Raw genomic sequence first — 19,927 nt, 5'->3', positions numbered from 1 at the left:
CGTGAAGTAATTGTCAGTTGCCAGTTAGTGGTTCCCAGTTGGTCGCGGGTTGGTCAGCTCATAAACCGGCAACCGGCGACCGGTAACTAAGTTATGAGTAGCGACAAGGCATCGCAATCGGTCGAGCAGGCGCGCGAGCTGGTCGAGCGGGCTTCGCAAGCGCAAAAGACGCTGGCCACGTTTTCGCAGGAGAAGATTGATGGCATCGTCGCGGCGATGGCGCGGGCGGCGCTCGCCGACGCGTATCGGCTCGGCGAGATGGCACACCTCGAAACCGGCTTCGGCGTCGCTGCCGACAAGGCGATCAAGAATCGCTTCTCCGCCGAGCAAATTTACAACTTCATCAAGCCGATGCGCACCGTCGGCATTCTCAAGCAGACCGAAACGATTGTCGAAGTCGCTTCGCCGCGCGGCGTCGTCGCTGCCATCATCCCTTCGACCAATCCGACCTCAACGGCCATCTTCAAAATCCTGGTGTCGGTCAAAGCGCGTGACGCGGTCGTCTTAAGCCCGCACCCTTCGGCGGCCAACTCGATCAACGAAACGGCGCAAGTCATGCGCGCCGCCGGCGAAGCCGCGGGACTGCCGCCCGGCGCGATTTCCTGCATGACGGTGGCGACCATCGAAGGCACACAGGAGTTGATGAAGCACAAGCGCACGGCGGTGATCCTGGCGACCGGCGGCATCGGCCTGGTGCGCGCGGCTTACTCGTCGGGCAAGCCGGCGTTCGGCGTCGGCCCCGGCAACGTGCCGGCCATGATCGAGCGCTCGGCCAATGTCACCAAAGCGGTTAAAGATATTCTCACCGGCAAGACGTTCGACAACGGCACCATCTGTTCGTCGGAGCAGGCGATTGTCACCGAGCGCGCGGTTGAAGCGCAGGTGCGCGAACGCCTGCTTGCCGAGGGCGCGTACTTCTTAAACGCCGAAGAGAAGGCGGCGCTGGCCAGAGTCGTGGCGACTGCGACCAACACGCTCAACCCGAAGATCGTAGGCCGCAGCGTCAAGGCGATTGCCGAGATGGCCGGCCTCCGTGTGCCCGACGGAACACGCGTGCTGATCTGCGAGCTGGACGGCGTCGGGCGCGATCACCCGCTGTCGATGGAGAAGCTGTCGCCGATCCTCGCCTACTACGTCGTTGATAACCTGGAGCAAGGCAGCGAGCGTTGCGCGCAGATCCTGCGCTATGGCGGTATGGGACACACGGCTTCGGTTCACACAGGCAGCCGCGAGGCGGCCAAAGAATACGGCATCCGCATGCCTGTGTCGCGCGTCATCGTCAACAGCCCGTCCACGCATGGCGCCATTGGCTTTACGACCGACCTTGAGCCTTCGATGACCCTGGGGTGCGGCTCGTGGGGTGGCAACGTCACTTCCGACAACATCTCGCCGCGCCACTTGATGGACGTCAAGCGCATCGCGTTTGAGACCAAGCCGATCAATCAACCGGCAGCCACCGAGCGCGCGGCGGCGCGGCCCGCACAGCCTTTGACAGTTGATCGCGCCGCCATCGCTTCGCTGGTAGATCGCTTTCTTGCCGAGCGCCACGCGCCGGCTCACACCCCGGCTCACACGCATGCGACGCCGCCGCCCGTGCCGTCTGCGTTGCCTGTGCCGCCACCACCGGCCGCGCCGTCAGGCGGCCAGTGGGCCGCATCACGTCAGGCAGGTCTGCCTGAGCCGCCCGCGCCGCCGCCGCCGCCACCACAGGCCACGCCTCCCGTCGCCGCGTCAGGCAATGGCGCGGTCAAGCCGGCAGTTTACGACTTTGTTTGCGAAGACGACGTGCGCCGCGCCATCACCGCGCGTGAAAAGATACACGTCAACGCCCGGACGATCATCACGCCGGCAGCCCGTGACCTCGGCGAAGAGCATGAAATTTTCGCCCGCGGCTAATGCCGGCACAGCCCACAGCCATCTATCAGGTATCGGATACTAGCTTTTCAGGTTTCCTGCCACTAAGGAGGATTTATGAAGCGAATTACATTTGTTCTTGTGGCGCTGATTCTGCTGGCCAGTGTGCTGGTCGTCATCAAGACGGCGCGGGCGCAACGGGCGGGCGGCGAAAGCGACGCCGTCACACAGGAGCAGTGGGAATATCTGGTGGTCACAGGCCCCCAGACCAACCTGACGCCGTCCGGCAATTCGAGCCTGCGCAAAGAGTCGGTCGGCTTTAGCCGTGAAGACTTTGTCGTCGAGCAGCAAATGGACAAGCTCGGAGCGAAAGGCTGGGAGCTGGTGTCGGTATCGGGCGCGCCGGGCGGCCCGGTCTATTATTTCAAACGCCGAAAATAAGGAGGACGCCAAGATGATGCTGATGAATCGAAGCAGGCGGCTGACGCGGGGACTGGCTTGCCTGATTACGCTGGTCTGTTTAATCACCCTGATGCCGGGCAAAGCGGCGGCATGGAGCGGCGACGGGCACCGGGTCACGGCGCTCATCGCCTACCTGCTGCTGACGCCGCGCGCCCAGAAGAACGTGCTGGCCGTTTTGCAGGGCCGGAAGATCATCGAAGTAGCGACCTGGCCCGACCAGATTAAAAGCGCCGGCAAGGGCTGTGTCATACCGGGCGCGGCGGGGTGTAAATCCGAATACAGGCCGGAGACGGCAGTGTGGCACTTCGTTGACATTCCCTACGACAAGGACAAGTACGATCCGCATGCGGACTACTGCCGCTCGACGCGCTACGGCGACTGCATCATCCCGGCCATCGAAGATTTTCGCGACATCCTGAACCGCTCGACTAAGAGGGCGTTCGACTCGAACGGCGACGAGCAGAAGCGCAAGCTCAACGACGCGCTGAGCTTCCTGGTCCACTTCCTCGGCGACATTCATCAGCCGCTGCACGCCGCCGAGCGCAATCACGACGCCGGCGGCAACAACGTCGCGGTCACCTGGGAAGGCGAGCCGAAGTACGCCTATGACAACGTCTGGAATCTGCACTCGGTCTGGGACGACTACCTGGTCACCCGCAACATCATGCTGATGCCGCAGAACAAGCAGACAGATAACTTTTACGCCAAGGCGCTATTCGACAAGCTCAGCCAGGCCGAGCGCGACTATGCGCAACTGAAAGCCGCACACATCGAGTCGGGGCATGCGGAAAACGTCATTGCCTGGGCCGAAGCCGCGCACGAGCTGGCGAAAAGCGGCGCTTACCACTTGCCTTCGAAGACGGTTAAGACCTCGACCCGCGGCTTTCAGAAGATTGTGCAGGGCCAGCCTGTAGACATCGTCGTGCTGGACGAGAAGTACTTCACCGATAACATGCCGGTTGTTGAAAAGCAGTTGCAAAGGGGAGGCGTGCGGCTGGCGCGAATCCTCAACGAGATTTTCGACAAAGACATCCCATCCAACTGAAATGATGAAGTATGAATGATGAATGATGAAGTGGCGGAGCCAGCGCCCATTGCGGTGGAATTTGTCTCCCCCATTCATCATTCATCATTCATCATTTCTCATTCATCATTTTCCGTGCCCCTTGATCGCCCGCGTCGCAAGCCGTCAGCGACAGCGTGAAGCCGGGAATGGCCAAGGAGGAGTCGTGGCAGAGACCGCAAGAAAGGCGAGGCTCTCGGTGCCGTCTTCGTCCCTGCCAAGGTTGGTCGACCGATTCCCGTGCGACCGGCCAGCGCCAACAGCCTGCGACGCCGGCGATCAAGGCGATGGTCATTCAATTCAGCGCGGCGGCAACCCGCCGCGTTTCAAGATCACTGGCCGCTATGAGCGGCCCCCGCTTGCCCGAACCTACGCAGCGTGATGAGGCATCCCGTGGTCTCTCCCCTGATCCTAAGGATAGAGATCATCAGGCCGACGATCAGTTCGGGCAAGCAGAGGCCGCCACAATTCTGCTGCCACTGCGATCCCCGCAACCCTGTTGGTTCGATCCCAAGCAAGCTTTGCTGATCCCGTTAGCCCGCAACAGCCAGCTTCCCCAGACATGCGGTAGACGCATGGAGAGTCGCCGTGAATGCGGGGAGTTCATTCAGCAAACGGAAAGCACGAAACGGATGCGATGAATGATTTGCAGCGGCTGTCCAGAGGACAGCCAGCGTGCCGCGCATTCACGCGAAGGCGAGTCAGATGCGAATGGCAGGTGGGCCACGGCTGGTCGGGCGGCGCATCACGCCGTCAGGCAGGACGCGCGATTCATGCGGGCAATCAAGCAAGGCCGGCGCACCGGGCGGCGCACACGGGCTGTTGACTTCGAGCGCAACCGGCGAATTGGTTTCGTCGTCAGACGCCTGCTCGCGGTTGTCTTCGTCGGGCAGCGATAGATTAAAGCGACCGGGCAAAAAGTCGGGCGCAAACTCGTCGGCGCAAACGCGCGCGAATCGGCCCGTGCCGTCACCGAGCCAGACGACAACGGCTTCCGCATGCAGCAGGTCTGTCCAGATCAGGTCGGCGTCGCCGTCGTTATCGAGGTCTTTGGAGAGGAGCGTGCCGGGCGCGGCGTTCAACGCCTCGAAGTGAAGCCAGGAGCTGGCGTCGGCCATCGCCAGGCGAATCTCAACGCTGCGCCGCGCTCCCGTGCCGGCGAGGCGCGCGCGATCAAGGTCGCCGTTGTTATTGAAATCGGCCAGCACGAGGGTCTGACCGAAACGCAGGGCCGGATCGATTGCCGTATCGGCGCTCGCCGATGGCGCGGCGCTGAATGGCAGCGCCGCCAGCACCAGCAGCGCCACCAGCAATCCGGCAATCTTTGAGCGCGTTGGATTCACCGTCGTAGACTATAGCGCCTTGATTCGCTTAACGCAATCACTGTTTTCGCCGCCGCACAGGCAGCATTTCAAGCCACACACGTCATTTGTTGACCGCGGCAGCGCCACCTTCGCGCGGCGCCGTGCGCCCGTTACGCGTGCGCGCGACGATGTGGCGGTCGCCGGCATTGACCGCGACGCGGATCGGGTGGAAGGCGCCGTCCTTCTTGTTGTTTGTCGGGTAGTAACCGATTGAGTACTGCGTGCGCAGATCGGTCGAAATCTGCTGCGCGATGGTGTGAACTTCAGACAGCTCGCGCGGGAAGAAGGCGCGCCCGCCTGTGTCATCGGCCAGCTTCTTCAAGAGCGTTTCGGCCTTGTCCTTGTCGCTCTTGCGGAACAGGCCGCGGTCGCCGTCCAGGTCGCTGATGAAACCGATCAGGTAAATCTGCACATCGGTTTCGCGCAGGTGGTCAACCACTTCGTTGAACTTGTAGTAGCTGTCTTTGTCCAATCCGTCGGTCACCAGGATGATGGCCTTGCGGCGGTTCTTGCCTTCCTTGCTGGCGTAATCGGCGCCGACATAGAGCGCGTCGAGCATGGCGGTCTGGCGCGAGGCGACCAGGCTTTGCAGCGTATCGATGACGTCGGCGGTGTCTGCGGTGAACTCTTCGAGCAACTCGGGCTGGTCTTTAAACTCGATGACCGCCATCTCGTCATCCTTGCGCGTCTCTTTGACGAGGTTGACCGAGGCTTTAATCACCGTGTCGAGCTTCGAGCGCATCGAGCCGGAAGTGTCTATGGCGAAGACCAGCGACACAGGCACCTGCTCTTTGCTGAAGAAATCGATCTTCTGCGGCAGCTTGTCTTCAAAGACCTGAAAGTTGTCCTGCTTCAAGTCCATGACTGGCTTATTCGACTGATCGACGACCGTCACGTCGAGCAAGACCAGGTCGGTGCCCAGGCGGATGACACCCTGATCGTCCTGGCCTTCCGCCTCTTTCTCTTTCGGGTCGGGGTGTTGCGGCTTGTTGAGGGTCGGCTTGTTCGGCTTCTCCTGGTCGTCAGCCGCCGAGACGTTAGCGAACGAACCGACGAGCAGCACGAGCCATGCGAGGCTCACGGCGAGCAATCGGGTCTGTACAGCTTTCATAGGCAAATTCTACTCCGCGCGATGTGGGTTTGGAAACAGTGATGCCGGCGGCGAGCGCCTTCCCTTCGCTGCCTGGTCTGGGATGCGCGCGACCGTCACATCGGTTGCCGAAAGCAGGTGAGCGGAGTCGAACTTTAAGGCTGGCAGCGAGACCGCGCCCGGCCGCCGTCGAACGCTCGACGGGCGGCCGGGACGCGCCGTTTATTTCTTGAACGATTGATAGCCGTCTCTGTAAGACAGCGACAGCCGGCCAAGCCCTTTCGGGGGGTTCACCTTGACCATCACCTTATGCCACTTGGCGTCGCTCGTCATATCCGACGGGTAATAGCCGATGGAGTACTGGTGCCGCAGCTCAAGCGCAATGCGTGTGCAGATTTCGACCAATTCCGGCTCGTTGTAGGCGTTCGGGAAGAATGAGCGCCCGCCCGTCATACGCGAAATCTCTTCGAGCACGCCGCGGCCGTAACCGGCCAGGGAGTCTGAAGCCGGGTCGGTGATGCCGATAGCATAGATCTGCACGTCGGCTTCTTTGACGCGATTGCGCAGCTCTTTGTAAGTGTAGCGGCTGTTGTTGTCCTGGCCGTCAGAGATAATCAGCAGGGCTTTCTTCTGATGCCGCCCCTGCGCGACCTTCTCGACCGCCAGATAGGCGGCGTCATAAAGCGCGGTCGAGCCTTTGGGGTTGACGAACATCAGGTGGCCGACGACCTGCTCGCTTGAGGTGGTGAAATCCTGCACTAGCTTGGCGCGGTCATTGAAGCCGATAAGGAAGAAGTCGTCGTCTTCGTGCGAGGTCTCCATGAAGCGGCGCAGCGCTTTGATCGAGCGCATAATGCGATCCTTCATCGATCCCGACACATCGTAGACGATGCCGACCGAGATCGGCGCATCTTCGTCGGTGAAGTGGTGGATGTGCTGCTTGACCTTGTCGTCGAAGAGGTCGAAGTGATCCTGCGTCAGGCCGGTCACAAACCGTCCGTAGGTATCGGTGACGCTGACCAGGACGTTGACGACGCCGGTGCCCAGGAAGATCTGGCCGTTCGGGCCGGTCTTCAGGTCGGCAGGCTTGGGCGCGGCTTTGTCGTCGTCGGTTTTGGCCGCCTCTTTAGCATCGGCAGTCGCCTGCGCCGGAGAGTTTTTACTCTCCTTCTGTGCAATCGCACGGTCGAACGGCGCCAATGACAAGAACAGGAACACGATCAGGAAGGCGCACGCTAATCTACCTCTCATGGCTTTGCCCTCCGGCAGAGTGGGCCGGTGTGCCCGGCCTCTGGAGCGTTGATTGATTCGGCATCAGGCGGCATGCGCTGTCGCCCGCGAATTTTAATAGGTTGCCTGACAGAAACGGTGGCCGGTCAGAACGACCTTCCAAGTGCTGTACTTCCGCCCCGCCCTTCAATCGCCCACATAGACGCTCTCATTCTAATCCCAATCCTATTGACAAGCAAGCGTGAGTTTGTAAATCAGAGGCTTTGCTTGACAGTGCAAAAGGGTTTTTCTAAGATGAGGTTGTTTTAATCCCCCTCGGATTTTGCTGGACAAGAGAGGTCGCTCGGCGACTATGCCGACACTGGGCGAAGAACTCAAACGCAGGCGCGAAGAGCGTCAGATCGCGCTGAACGATATTTCGGAAGCGACGCGCATCGGCACCCGTTTCTTGAAAGCCATCGAAGCGGACAATTACGGGGTGCTACCCGGCGGCATCTTCACGCGCTCGTTCATCCGTTCCTTCGCCAAGCAAGTCGGCATGGACGAAGATGAAGCGATTGCTCTCTACCAGCAGCAGACCGCGGGCGGCGCGGCTGAAGCGCCGCCGCAGATCGAGTCGCGCCCGAAAACGATTATCGAACCCTCACGCCCGGTCAGCCGCCCCGCAACACGCCGCGCCGAGCCGGTGACTTATAAGCCGACCGGCCCACAAATCAACTGGACGACGATTGTCATCGGTGGCGGCATCGCCATCTTCATCATCATCATCGTGCTGGCCCTCGTCCGCCAGTTGAATCGCACGTCGCCTGAGAGCCCGTCACGCGCCAACAGCGCGCCAGCCAACAGCAACACGCAGAGCAACCCGGCAAGCAACCCGCCGCCCGCATCAAACGGCGCATCAGGTTCAGCGCCGCCCGCCGTGGCAGGCGAGCCGCTGGTCGTGAAGTTCGAGGCGACGGTAGACAACTGCTCGATCCGCTACTGGATTGATGATGCGCAAAAGCCTTCCGATGTGACCCTCAAGAAAGGCGAGTCGCAATCGCTGCCGCCGGCGCAGAATCAAGTCCGCTTGAGCATCGGCAACCGCCCCGCCGTCAAGATGAGCATCAACAACCGCGAGGCGCGCTTCCCCGAAGGCACGCCGAACTGGGGCGCAAAACTCACGGTCACACGCGACAACCTGCAAACCTACTTCCAGTGAGCCGCCTCTGTCGCCCTAGCCATGCGCGACAGCGAGCGCACGTTTCCATAGCGGCCCGGCCTATCGGCGTGTGGACAAGCACCGGCGCATCTGAGATAATTTGCAATTTCAACGGGGTATTAGATTCTCATCCATGTGGAGTCAGACAAGGTGAAAGACCGCATTCAGACCGACCGCGCGCCGCAAGCCATCGGCCCATACTCGCAGGCCGTCAAGGCCGGCGGCTTCGTCTTCACTTCGGGGCAGGTCGCCTTCGACCCGGCGACGATGCAGATCGTTGATGGCGGCATCCGCGAGCAGACCGAGCGGGTGATGCGTAACCTGGCCGCCGTACTCGAAGCGGCGGGAAGCAGCATGGAGCGGGTCGTCAAGACGACGGTCTTTCTGGCCGACATGAACGAATTTGCCGCCATGAACGAAGTCTATGGCAGCTTTTTCGCCGAGGTGCCGCCGGCGCGCTCGACCGTCGAAGTCAAACGCCTGCCGCGCGACGTGCGCGTCGAGATCGACCTGATCGCTCTGGCTGATTAGCTGGTGGAGTGAAAAGGGGTGGGAAGTTTCAATTTTGGATTTTTCGATTTTGGATTTTGGATTGGCGAAGGGGACGCTTCAACTCAATGTGCCTCTCCCTCAATCCAAAATCTAAAATCCAAAATCGAGCTAGGCGGCTTTGACGATTTTGCCGGCCTTCAGGCAGCGCGTACAGACGCGGACGCGCTGGGCGCGGCCGCTGACGAGCGCGCGCACCGCTTGCAGGTTCGGGTTGAAGCGGCGGTTCGTGCGGTTATTCGCGTGAGAAACGCGATGACCGAACTGCGGTCCCTTGCCGCAGACATCGCACCGTTTTGACATGGTCTTACACCTCCGATGAGAATTTTGTCATGAAAGCAAAACGAAAGTTTAACACGGTCGGGAAGTGTCCCGTCAATTCAATTTTGCGAAGGAGCAATCTCGTGTTCAGGTCCTTTAAGACTCTTTTGGCAGCACTCGTTATCCTCACTTCCCTGTTTATCGCCGCCTGCAAAAGCAACGGCAAGGCCGACAACAGCGAAGCCGTCGCCAAGGTGGGCTCGCGCGAAATCACCATGAAACAGGTGGACAGCGCCATCAAGCAACAGCTCGATCAAGCCGGCGGCAACTCGCTGACGCCGGCAGAGTTGGTGGCGGCGCGGCTGGCCGCCCTTGAAAACCTGATTCAGGATGAGGCCCTGTTTCAGCGGGCGCAGAAAGAGAATCTGGTGCCCGACGACAACAAGGTGAATCAAGAGATTCAGCGCCGCAAGCAGCAGGCCAACCTCACCGAAGATCAATACCAGGCGCAGATCAAAGCCGCCGGCCTGAGCGAAGAGGAAGTGCGCGAAAAGATCCGCCGCGAGCTGGCCATCAGCGCCCTGCGCGACGCCCAGAACGCCCGCGTCGCCCAGCCAACGACTGCCGAAATCGAGAAGTATTACGGCGACCATCAGAGCGAATTCCGCGCCGAGCGCGGTGTTGACCTCGCGGTGATCGCCACCGACCCGCAGAACAACGGCGCGGCGGACGACGCCATCGGCGACACCCAGGCCGAAACGAAGATCAAAAGGCTCTACGAGCAACTGCGTGGCGGCACCGACTTCGCGACGCTGGCCTCGCAGGCCAGCGAAGACGCCCAGAGCGCCTTGCGTGGCGGCTCGCTCGGGTTCGCCACCGAAGATCAATTGAAGCAGATCTTCCCGTCGCGCCCGGATTTGGTCGGCAAATTGATGACGATGAGCACCGGCCAGTACACCGAGCCGATCAAGGATAACGGCTCGAACCGCTGGTACATCATCAAAGTCAATAACAAGGTCGAACAGCCGCGTAACCTCTCGCTTGATGACGTGCGCGCCAACATCACCAACGCCATCACCCAGCAGCGCCAGGGCATTCTATTGAACGCGCTGATGCTGAATGCGGTCAACGAAGCTGGCGTCAAGAACTATCTCGCCGAGCGCATTGTCCAGAATCCGCAGATCATCAGCGAGATGAAGCCGTCGGAATTGCTCAACCAGACGCCGCAGAACCCGGCGCAGCCGCGGCCCGCGCCGACCGCGCCGCCGCAGCCGCGCTTCGAGAATCAGAACCAGGCGACGGCCAACGCCAACCGCCCGGCTGCCGGCAGCGGCGCGGCCAACCGCCCGGCTGCCGCGAACGCCAACCGATGAGCCAGTAGGCAGGAGGCAGGAAGCAGGAGGCAGTCCGGAAGGAAGTTGAGCCAGTGCAGCAACTCTTCTTCTCGCTAAAAGGACGCCTACTGTTTCCTGCCTCCTGCTTCCTGCCTCCTGCTTCCTGCCATGTTGTTCCGCCTCGAAGACGTTCACAAATTCTATGGCGCGCACGAAGTGCTGCGCGGCGTGACCCTGCAAGTCAACCCCGGCGAGCGCGTCGGCCTGGTGGGCCGCAACGGCGCCGGCAAGACGACGATCTTTCGCCTGCTGACCCATCGCGAAGAAGCCGACCGCGGCGAGGTGATTCTGCTGCGCGGTCTGCGCATCGGCTTGCTCGCCCAACAACCCACCTTCAGCGGTGACCGTAGCATTCGCGATGAAGCCCTGTCGGTCTTTGCCGCCATCCAAGACATGGAAGCCGAGATGACGCGACTCGAACATGCGATGGCCGAGTGTGAAGGCGCGGCGCTCGAAGCGGTAATGCACAACTATAGCGACCTGCGCCACCGTTACGAGATCGACGGCGGCTTTACCTATCAAGCGCGCGCCGAATCGGTGCTGATCGGTCTGGGCTTTAAGAGCGGCGAGCTGAGTCAGCCCGCCGACCAGTTGAGCGGCGGTCAGAAGGCGCGGCTGGCGCTGACCAAATTGCTGTTGTCAGAGCCGGATGTCTTGCTGCTCGACGAGCCGACCAATCACCTGGACGTTAACGCCGTCGAATGGCTCGAAGATTTTCTCGGCGAATACAAGCGCGCCTTTGTCATCATCTCGCACGACCGTTTTCTGCTCGACCGCACGGCGGCAAAGATCATCGAGATTGACGCGGGCCGCGCCACGGTTTATACGGGCAACTACACGGCTTACGTCAAACAGCGCGAAGAGCGGCGGCTGGTGCAGCAGCGCGAGTACGATCAGCAGCAAGAGCTGATCACGCGCACCGAAGAATTCATCCGCCGCAATCTCGCCGGGCAGAAGACCAAGCAGGCCAAGTCGCGCCGCAAGATGCTCGAAAAGCTTGAGCGCGTCGACGCGGTGCGCGATGACCGCACGGCGAGCTTCGGCATCAAGGGCGTGGCGCGCGCCGGCGATAACGTGCTGGCGGCCGCAGACCTCGCGGTTGGCTATGGGCAGAAGGCGCTGGCGCGAGAGATCAATTTCTTGCTGCGGCGCGGCGAGCGCCTGGGAATCATCGGGCCGAATGGCACCGGCAAGACGACGTTTTTGAAAACCCTGATCGGCGACCTTGAACCGCTCGATGGCGGCTTCACCTGGGGCGCGAATGTGCAGATGGAGTACTTCGATCAAGAGCTTGAAAGCCTCGACCTCTCATCAACGGTAATCGAAGAGATCGCCGTCGCCGCGCCGCGCGCCACGCCGAACGAGCTGCGCGGCTATCTCGCCCGCTTCCTGTTCACCGGCGACGACATCTTCAAGCCGGTCGCCGGACTGTCGGGCGGCGAGAAGAGCCGCCTGGCGCTGGCCAAGCTGATCTACAGCCAGGCCAACGTGCTGGTGTTGGACGAGCCGACCAACCATCTGGACATCCCGGCGCGCGAGGCGCTGGAGCAAGCGCTTGTGGAATACCCCGGCACGATCATCACCGTGTCGCACGACCGTTACTTCCTCGACAAGCTGGCGACCGAAATCCTCCACTTCGATAACGGCGCGGCCGTTTACCACACCGGCAGCTATTCGGATTTCTACGCCGAGCATCACCGCAAGCCGCTCGCCGCCGCCGCGCCGCAGAAGGCGCGCTCGGCTAAACCCACCGCCAAGCCCCGCGCCAACCCGCAAACCAAAACCCGCCGCCGCAAGATCGAAGAGATCGAGCAAGAGATTCACGAGCGCGAGCGCGACCTTGCCGCTTTGAGCGAACAGCTCGCCAACGCGGCAGCCGACTGGGGGCCTGAGAAGTACGCCGAAATCGGCCAGCGCCAGCATGACCTGCAAGCCCGGCTCGAATCACTCTACGGCGAATGGGAAGCCTCCGGCAGTAATGAGTGAGGAGTTGAAAGTGATGAGTTAAAGAGAACGCATTGCGCGGCCTTCTTTGCTCATCCCTCATCCCTGCCTATTTTCTTCCACAGCTTTTCCACATAATTTCCACAGGGTAACCGTTGCGGTTCAAGATGTTGGGCATCGTAAGAAAAACGCCACAATTTGTGGTGTACACTTCGCGCCGCCCTGTGCTACACTGCCGTCCCGTAGACAAGCAGTGAGTAACGTGCAGGTTGCGTCCTCAGAGGTCAATCGCAGGCACCAATAATCATCGCTCAAGCGGCGTCCCCCACGCCGTGCGGGCCTTACCAATTTCATAAGAATGCCATGAACGAAAAAGACTTCGTCCACCTCCATCTCCATTCCGACTTCAGCCTGCTGGACGGTGCCATTCAGATCAAGCCGCTCGCCAAGCGCGCCCAGGAACTCGGCGCGCGCGCCGTCGCCGTCACCGACCACGGCAATATGTATGGCGCCATCTCGTTCTACAATCAGATGAAAGGCACGGGCATCAAGCCCATCATCGGCATGGAAGCCTACATCGCGCGCGGCAAGCACACAGACCGCGGCGACGCGCAGGGCGAGCGCGGCACGAATCACATCATCCTGCTGGCGAAGAACCTCGCGGGCTATCAAAACCTCGTCAAGCTCTCATCGTTCGCCTTCACGAAGGGCTACTACTACAAGCCACGCATCGATAAAGAATTGCTCGCCCAACACAGCGAAGGCATCGTCGCGCTGTCGGCCTGCCTTTCGGGCGTGCCCTCTTCCCTGCTGCTCACCGACAAGTTCGAGCAGGCGGCCAAGCAGGCGATGGAGTTTCAAGACATTCTCGGCAAGGGCAATTACTTTCTCGAAGTGCAAAACCACGGCCTTGAAGAAGAGGTGAAGACCGTCATCCCCGGCATGGCCGAGCTGTCGAAGCGCACAGGCATCCCGCTGGTGGCGACCAACGATTGCCATTACCTGAATCAAGACGACTGGCGGGCGCACGACATCCTGGTCTGCATCGGCGCCGGCAAAACCGTCAACGAGAAGCGCGGCGTCAAGTACAAAGAAGGCGAGTTCTACGTCCGCTCGGCTAAAGAGATGTGGCTGCTGTTCGGCAAAGACATGCCGGAAGCCCTGCTCAACACCGTCGCCGTAGCCGAGATGTGCGACCTGGAATTGCCGAAGGGCGAAAACCACCTGCCGGTTTACCGCGTGCCCGATGGCGAGACGATTGATAGCTACTTTGCCCGCATGGCGCGCGCCGGGCTGGAAGAGCGATGGCAGGCGATCAAGAATCGCCCCGACCGCAAGTGCGACCTCGACGATTACAAGCGGCGGCTTGAACAGGAGATCGAGGTCATCACGAAGATGGGCTTCCCTGGCTATTTTCTGATCGTCTGGGACTTCATCAACTATGCCAAGCGCAGTCAGATTCCGGTCGGCCCCGGTCGCGGCTCGGCCGCAGGCTCGCTGGTCGCTTACTGTCTGAAGATCACCGACCTCGACCCGCTGCAATACGATTTGCTGTTCGAGCGCTTCTTAAACCCTGAGCGCGTATCTATGCCCGACATCGATATTGACTTCTGCGTGCGCGGGCGGCAGCGAGTGATCGATTACGTCGCCGACTACTACGGTCGCGACCACGTCTCGATGATCTCGACCTTCGGGACGATGGCTTCGAAAGCGGCCATCAAAGACGTAGGCCGCGCGCTGGAGATGCCTTACGCCGAGGTGGACAAGATCGCCAAGATGATCCCGCCGCCGGTGCGCGGGCGCAACGTCTCTATCGAAGACGCCATCAAGCAGAACCCCGATTTGAAGCGCGCCATTGACACCGACGCGCGCGTCAAAGAGGTCATCGAAATCGCCAAGCGACTGGAAGGCTGCTCGCGCCATTCGTCTGTGCATGCGGCGGGCGTGGTGATTTCGCCGAAGCCGCTTTACGAGCTGGTGCCGGTGGCGAAAACCTCGCGCGACGAAATCGCTACGCAGTACGCCATGGGCGATCTCGAAAAGACCGGCATGCTGAAGATGGACTTTTTGGCGCTGACGACGCTGACGATCATTGACGACGCATTGAAATCCATCGAGCGCGAAACCGGCAAGCCGCTCGACCTGACGCAGATTCCGCTCGATGACCGCGAGGCGCTGCAACTCTTCTGCGACGGCAAGACCGAAGCGATCTTTCAGTTTGAGTCCGACGGCATGAAAGACATTTGCCGCCGCCTGAAGCCCGATGGATTGGAAGACCTGTCGGCGCTCAACGCGCTCTACCGGCCTGGCCCGATTGACAGCGGCATGATTGATGATTTCATTGACCGCCGCCACGGACGCAAGAAGGTCAAGTATGACTTCGACGAGATGAAAGAGGTCATGGGCAATACGCTCGGCGTGCTGGTCTATCAAGAGCAGATTATGGCGGTCTTCCAGCGGCTCGCGGGTTACTCGCTCGGCGAGGCCGACCTGGTGCGCCGCGCTATGGGCAAGAAGAAGCGCGAAGAGCTGGACAAGCACAAAGAGAAATTCTTGAAACAGGCGATGGAGCGCGGCCATGATAAGAATAAGCTCGAAAAGCTCTGGGCCAGCATCGAAGGCTTCGCCGATTACGCCTTCAACCGCGCCCACAGTTTTTCGTACGGCTATCTGGCTTACCAGACCGCATTTCTCAAGGCGCACTACCCGACGCACTTCTGGGCCGCCGTGTTGTCGAACGAATTGAACAACACCGCCAAGGTCGTCAAGTACATCAACGAAGCGCGCACGCAAGGCATCGAAATCCTGCCGCCCGATGTCAACGTCAGCTTCGACAGCTTCACGGCCAGCGGCAACTCGATTCGCTTCGGGCTGGCGGCGATCAAAGGCATCGGCCAGTCGGCGGTTGCCTGCATCGTCGAAGCACGCTCAAGCGGCAGCGCGTTCCGCTCGCTATTTGATTTTACCGAGCGGGTGGATTCAAAGGCCGTCAATAAGCGTGTGCTTGAAAGCCTGATTAAGTCGGGCGCCTTTGACACGATCAACAACAACCGCGCGCAGATGTTTGCGGCGATTGATGCGGCGGTCGAGAGCGGCCAGCGGGCGCAGAAGTCGCGCGCTTCCGGACAGGTTGATCTGTTCGGCGCGCTCGCCGCCTCGATGTCTATGGCCGAGCCGCTGCTGCCGCGGGCCGAGCCGTGGGCGCAGACCGAACTGCTCAAGGGCGAAAAGGAGACGCTGGGCTTTTACATCTCCGGCCACCCGCTGATGCGCTACGATCAGGCGCTTGCCGATTTTGCCAACGCCGATATGGAGCGGTTGGCGAACTTTCATCACGGCGCGGTCGTCACCCTCGGCGGCATCGTCATGGAGATGAATTTGAAGATGACGAAGAAGGGCGACCGCTTTGCGCTCTTTCAGCTCGAAGACCAGTACGGCACAGTCAAGGTAGTCGTCTGGCCCGAACCTTACGGCAAAGCGGCAAGCGCCTTGAAGAATGATGCGGCGGTGCTGGTCAAAGGGCGGCTCGAAATTGATGACGGCGGCTCGGTGGCGATCATTGCCGAAGAGATTCAATCGCTCGAAAACATCCGCGAGCGCGCGGCACGCTCGATCATCATACGCTTCGGCGTCGAAGCCATCACCAGCGAACGGCTCGAATCGCTTCATCACCTGCTCGACAGCCATCGCGGCGAATGCAACGTCGTGTTTGAAGTCGAGTTGAATGACGGTCAGGTGGCGCGGATTCAGCCGAATCAGTTTGTCCGCGTGCGGGTCACGCCCGAGCTGACGGACGCGATCAAAAAGACGCTGCCTGATGCGGCAGTCGAGCTGGCCTTGCAACGCGCCATCAGCGCCGCCCATTAGCCGCGCGGCTTGCAGCAAACAGCCAGGCATTGATCGATAAAAATAAAGCGGCAGACGACCGATCTGGTGATGATCGCCAACGGCAACTAGAGCCGTTGGCGATTGCGCTACAGCCAATGGAACAAATGAGGCGGGCCGGTGTCTAAGATAGCCGGGAAAGCTTCGCCTCACTTGTCACCTCCCTTTGAAGAATCGCGGCGAAGGCTTCCCGGCCCGTTTGCCGATTCTAATGACTGGTCATCTCTTTTGCGCTTGCGGCGCATAAGGCTTCTTGACGTACTGCATCGCCTGCTTGTGCGAGTCGTAAACATTGCCGCGCTTCAAGACGATCTGATACTCGGCCACCGCCGCTTCGCGTTTGCCGAGCGCGTCGAGCGCCTGGCCGGCGTGTAGATGCGCCATCGAAATCAAATCCTCGTCCGACTTCGGCCAGCGCGCCACGGCATTGAACCGCTCAAGCGCCGCCGCATGATCGCCGCTCGCAACCAGCGACTCGCCCCACTGATAATTAACCAGGTCCGTAGCCTGCGCGGCGATGCGCGGGTCTTTGAGCAGCTCGGCGTAGACGCCGCTGCCTTCGTCGGCGCGTTTCATCTGATAGAGCATCGTCGCGCGCTCGATGCCGAACAGGTAATTGCGCGGGTATTTCGCTGCAAGCTGGCTGATGATCTCCAGCGCGCGCTCCGGCTTGTGTTCCTTGGTGTAGATGCCGATCAGCAGCACGCGGGCGTCGTCAGCGGCATACTTACCTTTCTGCGTGACCAGCTCAAGGTGCTCGATACCTTTCTGCTTCGAGCCTTTCAGGCCGGCGACCCGCGCCAGCAAGCGCCAGCCGAACGGCAGGCTGTCAATCACGTACTCGTAGAGGCCGATGCTCATGTACGCGTCAACATAATCGGGATCGGCCTTTAGCACTTTCTTTTGAATGGCAATCGAATCGTTGGCATCGCCCATCGCGCGCACGAAGCTGCGCTTGACCGTGGTGTCATAACCGGCGCGCAACCCATAAGCCGACGCCTGATAGTAGAGCGCCTCGGCATCTTTCGGGTTAGCGCGCAAGCGCGCCTGCGTTGCCGCGAGCGCCTGTTTGATCAGCTCGCTGAACTCGCGGTCGCGCTTCGGGTCAACTTTATCCTCATCCTTATCCTGCTCGTAAAACGAGCCGCCGGTGTAGGTCGACGTCGTCAGCCGGCGACTCTGGTTCAACAGCTCGAGCCACAGGTTGTTGGCCAGATAGACGTAGCCCGCCGGGTGGTTGGGCGCAAGTTTGGTCATCTGCGTATAGCGCTCGCGCGCCGTCGCGTAGTCCATGTTATAGAGCGCGTCATTGCCTTCCTGGCGGACGCGGTCAAACTCGGCGACGTTGACGGCTGCTGGTTTCGCCGTCGCGCTCGCGGCCGGTTGTGCCGTGCCGGCTGAAGCCAGCACCAGCAATGATATGAGTAGAATCGGTACTGCACGCATCGTTGAATCTCCTTAAAGAGAAGGAGTCAGGAGTCAGGAGTCAGAATGAAAGCGGCGGCGGAGCCGATTTCCTTATTCATTCTGACTCCTGACTCCTGACTCCTGAATACTCTTTGTTTCACTTCCGTTGATCTGCGGCGAGCACATCAAGGGACAATAAGAGTCAGGGCATCGGGCACGATTTCAAAGCGCATCGGCAGCGGGCCGATCACCTCGCCGTCGGCTTCGACCCAGGGCGCGTGCGAGGAATTGGCCTCGACGCGGCGGCCTTTGATCATCGTCGCGCCACTGGCTTCGGGCTTGCCGCGCATGCAGGCCGACAGCACGCGCAGGTAAGCCATATTGCTCCTCAGCACCGGCAGAATGTAAACCTCGAACAGCGGCTCGTCGAGCCGGGCGTTCGGCGTCAGCAACATTCCGCCGCCGTAGCCTTTGCCATTCCCAATGATGGCAAAGGCGCTCTCGAACCGCTGGCCATCCACAGTGATCGTGAAGAGATCGGCGGGCCAGGTGAACAGGTGCTTGATGCCGCTCACCCAGTAAGCCAGCTCGCCGGTGCGGCGCTTCAATCGCTTGTTGACGCCGCGCGCAATCGAAGCGTCAAGGCCGATGCCGGCCATCATCAGGAAATACCGCGACGCGGGGATTAATAAACTATCCTCTGCTTCCCTCTCTTGTTCTTTCTCCGTGTCACCGCGTCGCCGCGTCGCCGCGTCCCCAGTGCGCCGCGCCAGGCCGAGCGCGACACGCATGGACTTGCCTGCGGCAATCACGTCGGCGAGGCGCTCGACAGTAAACGGCATCCCAAGATCGCGGGCGACCACATTCGCCGTGCCGCCGGGCCAGACGGCGAGCGCCGCAGGGCTGCGCGCCACCCCCTGAATCACTTCGTTGAGCGTGCCGTCGCCGCCGTAGCTGACAATCGTTTCAACGCCCCGGCTCACGGCTTCGCGGGCCAGCCGCGTCGCGTCGTCAGGCGCGGTTGTGGCGTGCGCTTCTGCCTGAAGGCCGCGCGCCGCCAGCAGACCCGCCATGTGCCGCGCATTTTCGCCGCGGCTGCCGGCTCGCCCCGACATCGGGTTGTAGATGATCACAGCTTGCTGTTGCGGCATGTCGCTTCCGTTCGTGTGAGTGCAACTCGGGTGCCGTTCGCGCGGCGCTGCAAGTATTGTAAAAGCGCCGCGCGAACCGCGGCAAGCAGGCGTGGAGTGCAGTGATTACCTGACAATTGACGCGAGAGGCTATCGGTTCAGGCCACCCGCCCGGCTCATTTGCAAGCCGCAAAGACCAAGAAAAGCGGCAGGCTCATGGCCTCTTCATAACGCGCGGCATTCTTGGCGGCGAACGCAGCGGGCGGCACAGGCTCGCGGAGCTGCGTCAGGCGCAGCCCTGCCGACTGCATCGCCGCGAAATAATCGCTGAGGGTGTGATGAAAACAGTCGAGGTGGCGGCCTTCGTCGGGCACCTCGCCGCAACCGAGCCACGGCGTTTGGATGCGCCGCGGCGCCGCGGCGAAATAACGCGCCGGCCAGCGCGCGCGCCCTTCCCATTCATCCGAGCCGGCGGCGTCGCCATCACGCACAGGAAACCGCCCCGTGCTCATCGGGTGCAAGACGCTGGCGATCAAGCATCCCCGCGGTCGCAGCACACGGGCCATCTCACACATCGCGCTTTGCAGGTCTTCGACATAGTGCAGCGCCGTCGCGGTGAAGACGAGATCGAATTGCGCGCTTGAAAAGGGCAGAGGCTTGCCGATGTCTGCGATTAGCAAATCCAGCTCAACCTCATCTGTGCGTGCCCGCTCGCCTGCGAGCCCCAACATTGTCGCCGAAAGATCAACGCCGACGACCCGCGCGCCGCGCGCCGCCAGCCGCGTCGAGTAGGTTGCCGACCCGCAGCCTAGATCGAGCGCGCTCGCGCCCGACAGATCACCGAGCAGCGATTCGATCACCAGCCGCTCGACGTTTTCCGAGTAAGAATCTTCGGTTGACGTGTAACGGTCAAAAGCCGCGCCGCAAGCGTCCCAGGTTGTCTTGGTATCGAAGCTCATAGCTGAATGACGCGGGGACACGGTGACGCGGCGACGCGGTGAAAGGAAGACAAGTTGTTAGCCTCTGTCTCGTTCTCTCGCCGCGTCGCCGCGTCGCCGTGTCACCGCGTCGGCTTTCTCCCTCGCCGTGTCGC

General features: G+C 61.0%; 16 protein-coding genes. 9 read left to right on the top strand and 7 right to left on the bottom strand.

The genetic code is table 11. The features are described from left to right. The first annotated feature begins 93 nt into the window (after window positions 1-93). From VJ464_19710 to VJ464_19695, 4 genes are all read left to right on the top strand, one after another. The gene (locus VJ464_19710) at window positions 94-1,896 is read left to right on the top strand and encodes an aldehyde dehydrogenase family protein (GenBank protein HKQ07362.1); all 1,803 of its coding nucleotides are present in this window, start codon (window positions 94-96) and stop codon (window positions 1,894-1,896) included. A 75-nt stretch (window positions 1,897-1,971) separates the two neighbouring features. Beyond that, entirely contained in the window at window positions 1,972-2,295 is a 324-nt protein-coding gene (locus VJ464_19705) for a hypothetical protein (protein ID HKQ07361.1), read from the top strand. Window positions 2,296-2,308: 13 nt separating this feature from the next. Beyond that, entirely contained in the window at window positions 2,309-3,361 is a 1,053-nt protein-coding gene (locus tag VJ464_19700) for a S1/P1 nuclease (GenBank protein ID HKQ07360.1), read from the top strand. Between the two features lie 15 nt (window positions 3,362-3,376). Further along, window positions 3,377-3,520: a hypothetical protein gene (locus VJ464_19695; GenBank protein ID HKQ07359.1), complete on the top strand. Its 144-nt coding sequence runs from the start codon at window positions 3,377-3,379 to the stop codon at window positions 3,518-3,520. 560 nt (window positions 3,521-4,080) lie between these two features. Here VJ464_19695 and VJ464_19690 read toward each other — a convergent pair. From VJ464_19690 to VJ464_19680, 3 genes are all read right to left on the bottom strand, one after another. Next, a complete protein-coding gene (locus tag VJ464_19690) occupies window positions 4,081-4,722 on the bottom strand; it encodes a VCBS repeat-containing protein (GenBank protein HKQ07358.1) in 642 nt (213 codons plus the stop codon). Between the two features lie 82 nt (window positions 4,723-4,804). Further along, window positions 4,805-5,854 carry a VWA domain-containing protein gene (locus VJ464_19685; protein ID HKQ07357.1) on the bottom strand — a complete coding sequence of 350 codons (1,050 nt, stop codon included), beginning with the start codon at window positions 5,852-5,854 and terminating at the stop codon, window positions 4,805-4,807. A 201-nt stretch (window positions 5,855-6,055) separates the two neighbouring features. Beyond that, window positions 6,056-7,084: a VWA domain-containing protein gene (locus VJ464_19680; protein HKQ07356.1), complete on the bottom strand. Its 1,029-nt coding sequence runs from the start codon at window positions 7,082-7,084 to the stop codon at window positions 6,056-6,058. A gap of 331 nt (window positions 7,085-7,415) precedes the next feature. Between VJ464_19680 and VJ464_19675 the strand changes: the two genes are divergently transcribed. Together VJ464_19675 and VJ464_19670 are read left to right on the top strand one after the other, a co-directional pair. Next, window positions 7,416-8,264, top strand: a complete 849-nt coding sequence (locus VJ464_19675) for a helix-turn-helix domain-containing protein (protein ID HKQ07355.1) — start codon at window positions 7,416-7,418, stop codon at window positions 8,262-8,264. Between the two features lie 150 nt (window positions 8,265-8,414). Continuing rightward, window positions 8,415-8,795, top strand: coding sequence for a RidA family protein (locus tag VJ464_19670; GenBank protein HKQ07354.1), 381 nt, complete (start codon window positions 8,415-8,417; stop codon window positions 8,793-8,795). Between the two features lie 129 nt (window positions 8,796-8,924). On the opposite strand, the gene rpmB is transcribed toward VJ464_19670, so the two are convergent. Further along, window positions 8,925-9,116, bottom strand: coding sequence for a 50S ribosomal protein L28 (gene rpmB / locus VJ464_19665; GenBank protein ID HKQ07353.1), 192 nt, complete (start codon window positions 9,114-9,116; stop codon window positions 8,925-8,927). Between the two features lie 29 nt (window positions 9,117-9,145). Between rpmB and VJ464_19660 the strand changes: the two genes are divergently transcribed. The 3 genes from VJ464_19660 to dnaE all read left to right on the top strand — a co-directional run bounded on the left by VJ464_19660 (window position 9,146) and on the right by dnaE (window position 16,279). Then, complete coding sequence (locus VJ464_19660) at window positions 9,146-10,447, top strand: SurA N-terminal domain-containing protein (protein ID HKQ07352.1); 1,302 nt, start codon at window positions 9,146-9,148, stop codon at window positions 10,445-10,447. Between the two features lie 129 nt (window positions 10,448-10,576). Next, entirely contained in the window at window positions 10,577-12,454 is a 1,878-nt protein-coding gene (locus VJ464_19655) for an ABC-F family ATP-binding cassette domain-containing protein (GenBank protein ID HKQ07351.1), read from the top strand. A gap of 321 nt (window positions 12,455-12,775) precedes the next feature. After that, window positions 12,776-16,279 carry a DNA polymerase III subunit alpha gene (gene dnaE, locus VJ464_19650; GenBank protein HKQ07350.1) on the top strand — a complete coding sequence of 1,168 codons (3,504 nt, stop codon included), beginning with the start codon at window positions 12,776-12,778 and terminating at the stop codon, window positions 16,277-16,279. Between the two features lie 237 nt (window positions 16,280-16,516). On the opposite strand, the gene VJ464_19645 is transcribed toward dnaE, so the two are convergent. From VJ464_19645 to VJ464_19635, 3 genes are all read right to left on the bottom strand, one after another. After that, window positions 16,517-17,743 (bottom strand): tetratricopeptide repeat protein, encoded by a 1,227-nt coding sequence (locus VJ464_19645; protein ID HKQ07349.1) that lies wholly within the window; start codon window positions 17,741-17,743, stop codon window positions 16,517-16,519. 146 nt (window positions 17,744-17,889) lie between these two features. Next, the gene (locus VJ464_19640; protein ID HKQ07348.1) at window positions 17,890-18,855 is read right to left on the bottom strand and encodes a diacylglycerol kinase family protein; all 966 of its coding nucleotides are present in this window, start codon (window positions 18,853-18,855) and stop codon (window positions 17,890-17,892) included. A 155-nt stretch (window positions 18,856-19,010) separates the two neighbouring features. Then, on the bottom strand, window positions 19,011-19,793 hold the full coding sequence (locus tag VJ464_19635) for a class I SAM-dependent methyltransferase (protein ID HKQ07347.1): 783 nt from the start codon (window positions 19,791-19,793) through the stop codon (window positions 19,011-19,013). Between the last annotated feature and the right edge of the window lie 134 nt (window positions 19,794-19,927).

This window comes from Blastocatellia bacterium, assembly GCA_035275065.1.
Taxonomy (GTDB): Bacteria; Acidobacteriota; Blastocatellia; order UBA7656; family UBA7656; genus DATENM01.
Note: the sequence above shows the minus strand (reverse complement) of the source record. Positions and strands in the feature narration are given on the sequence as shown.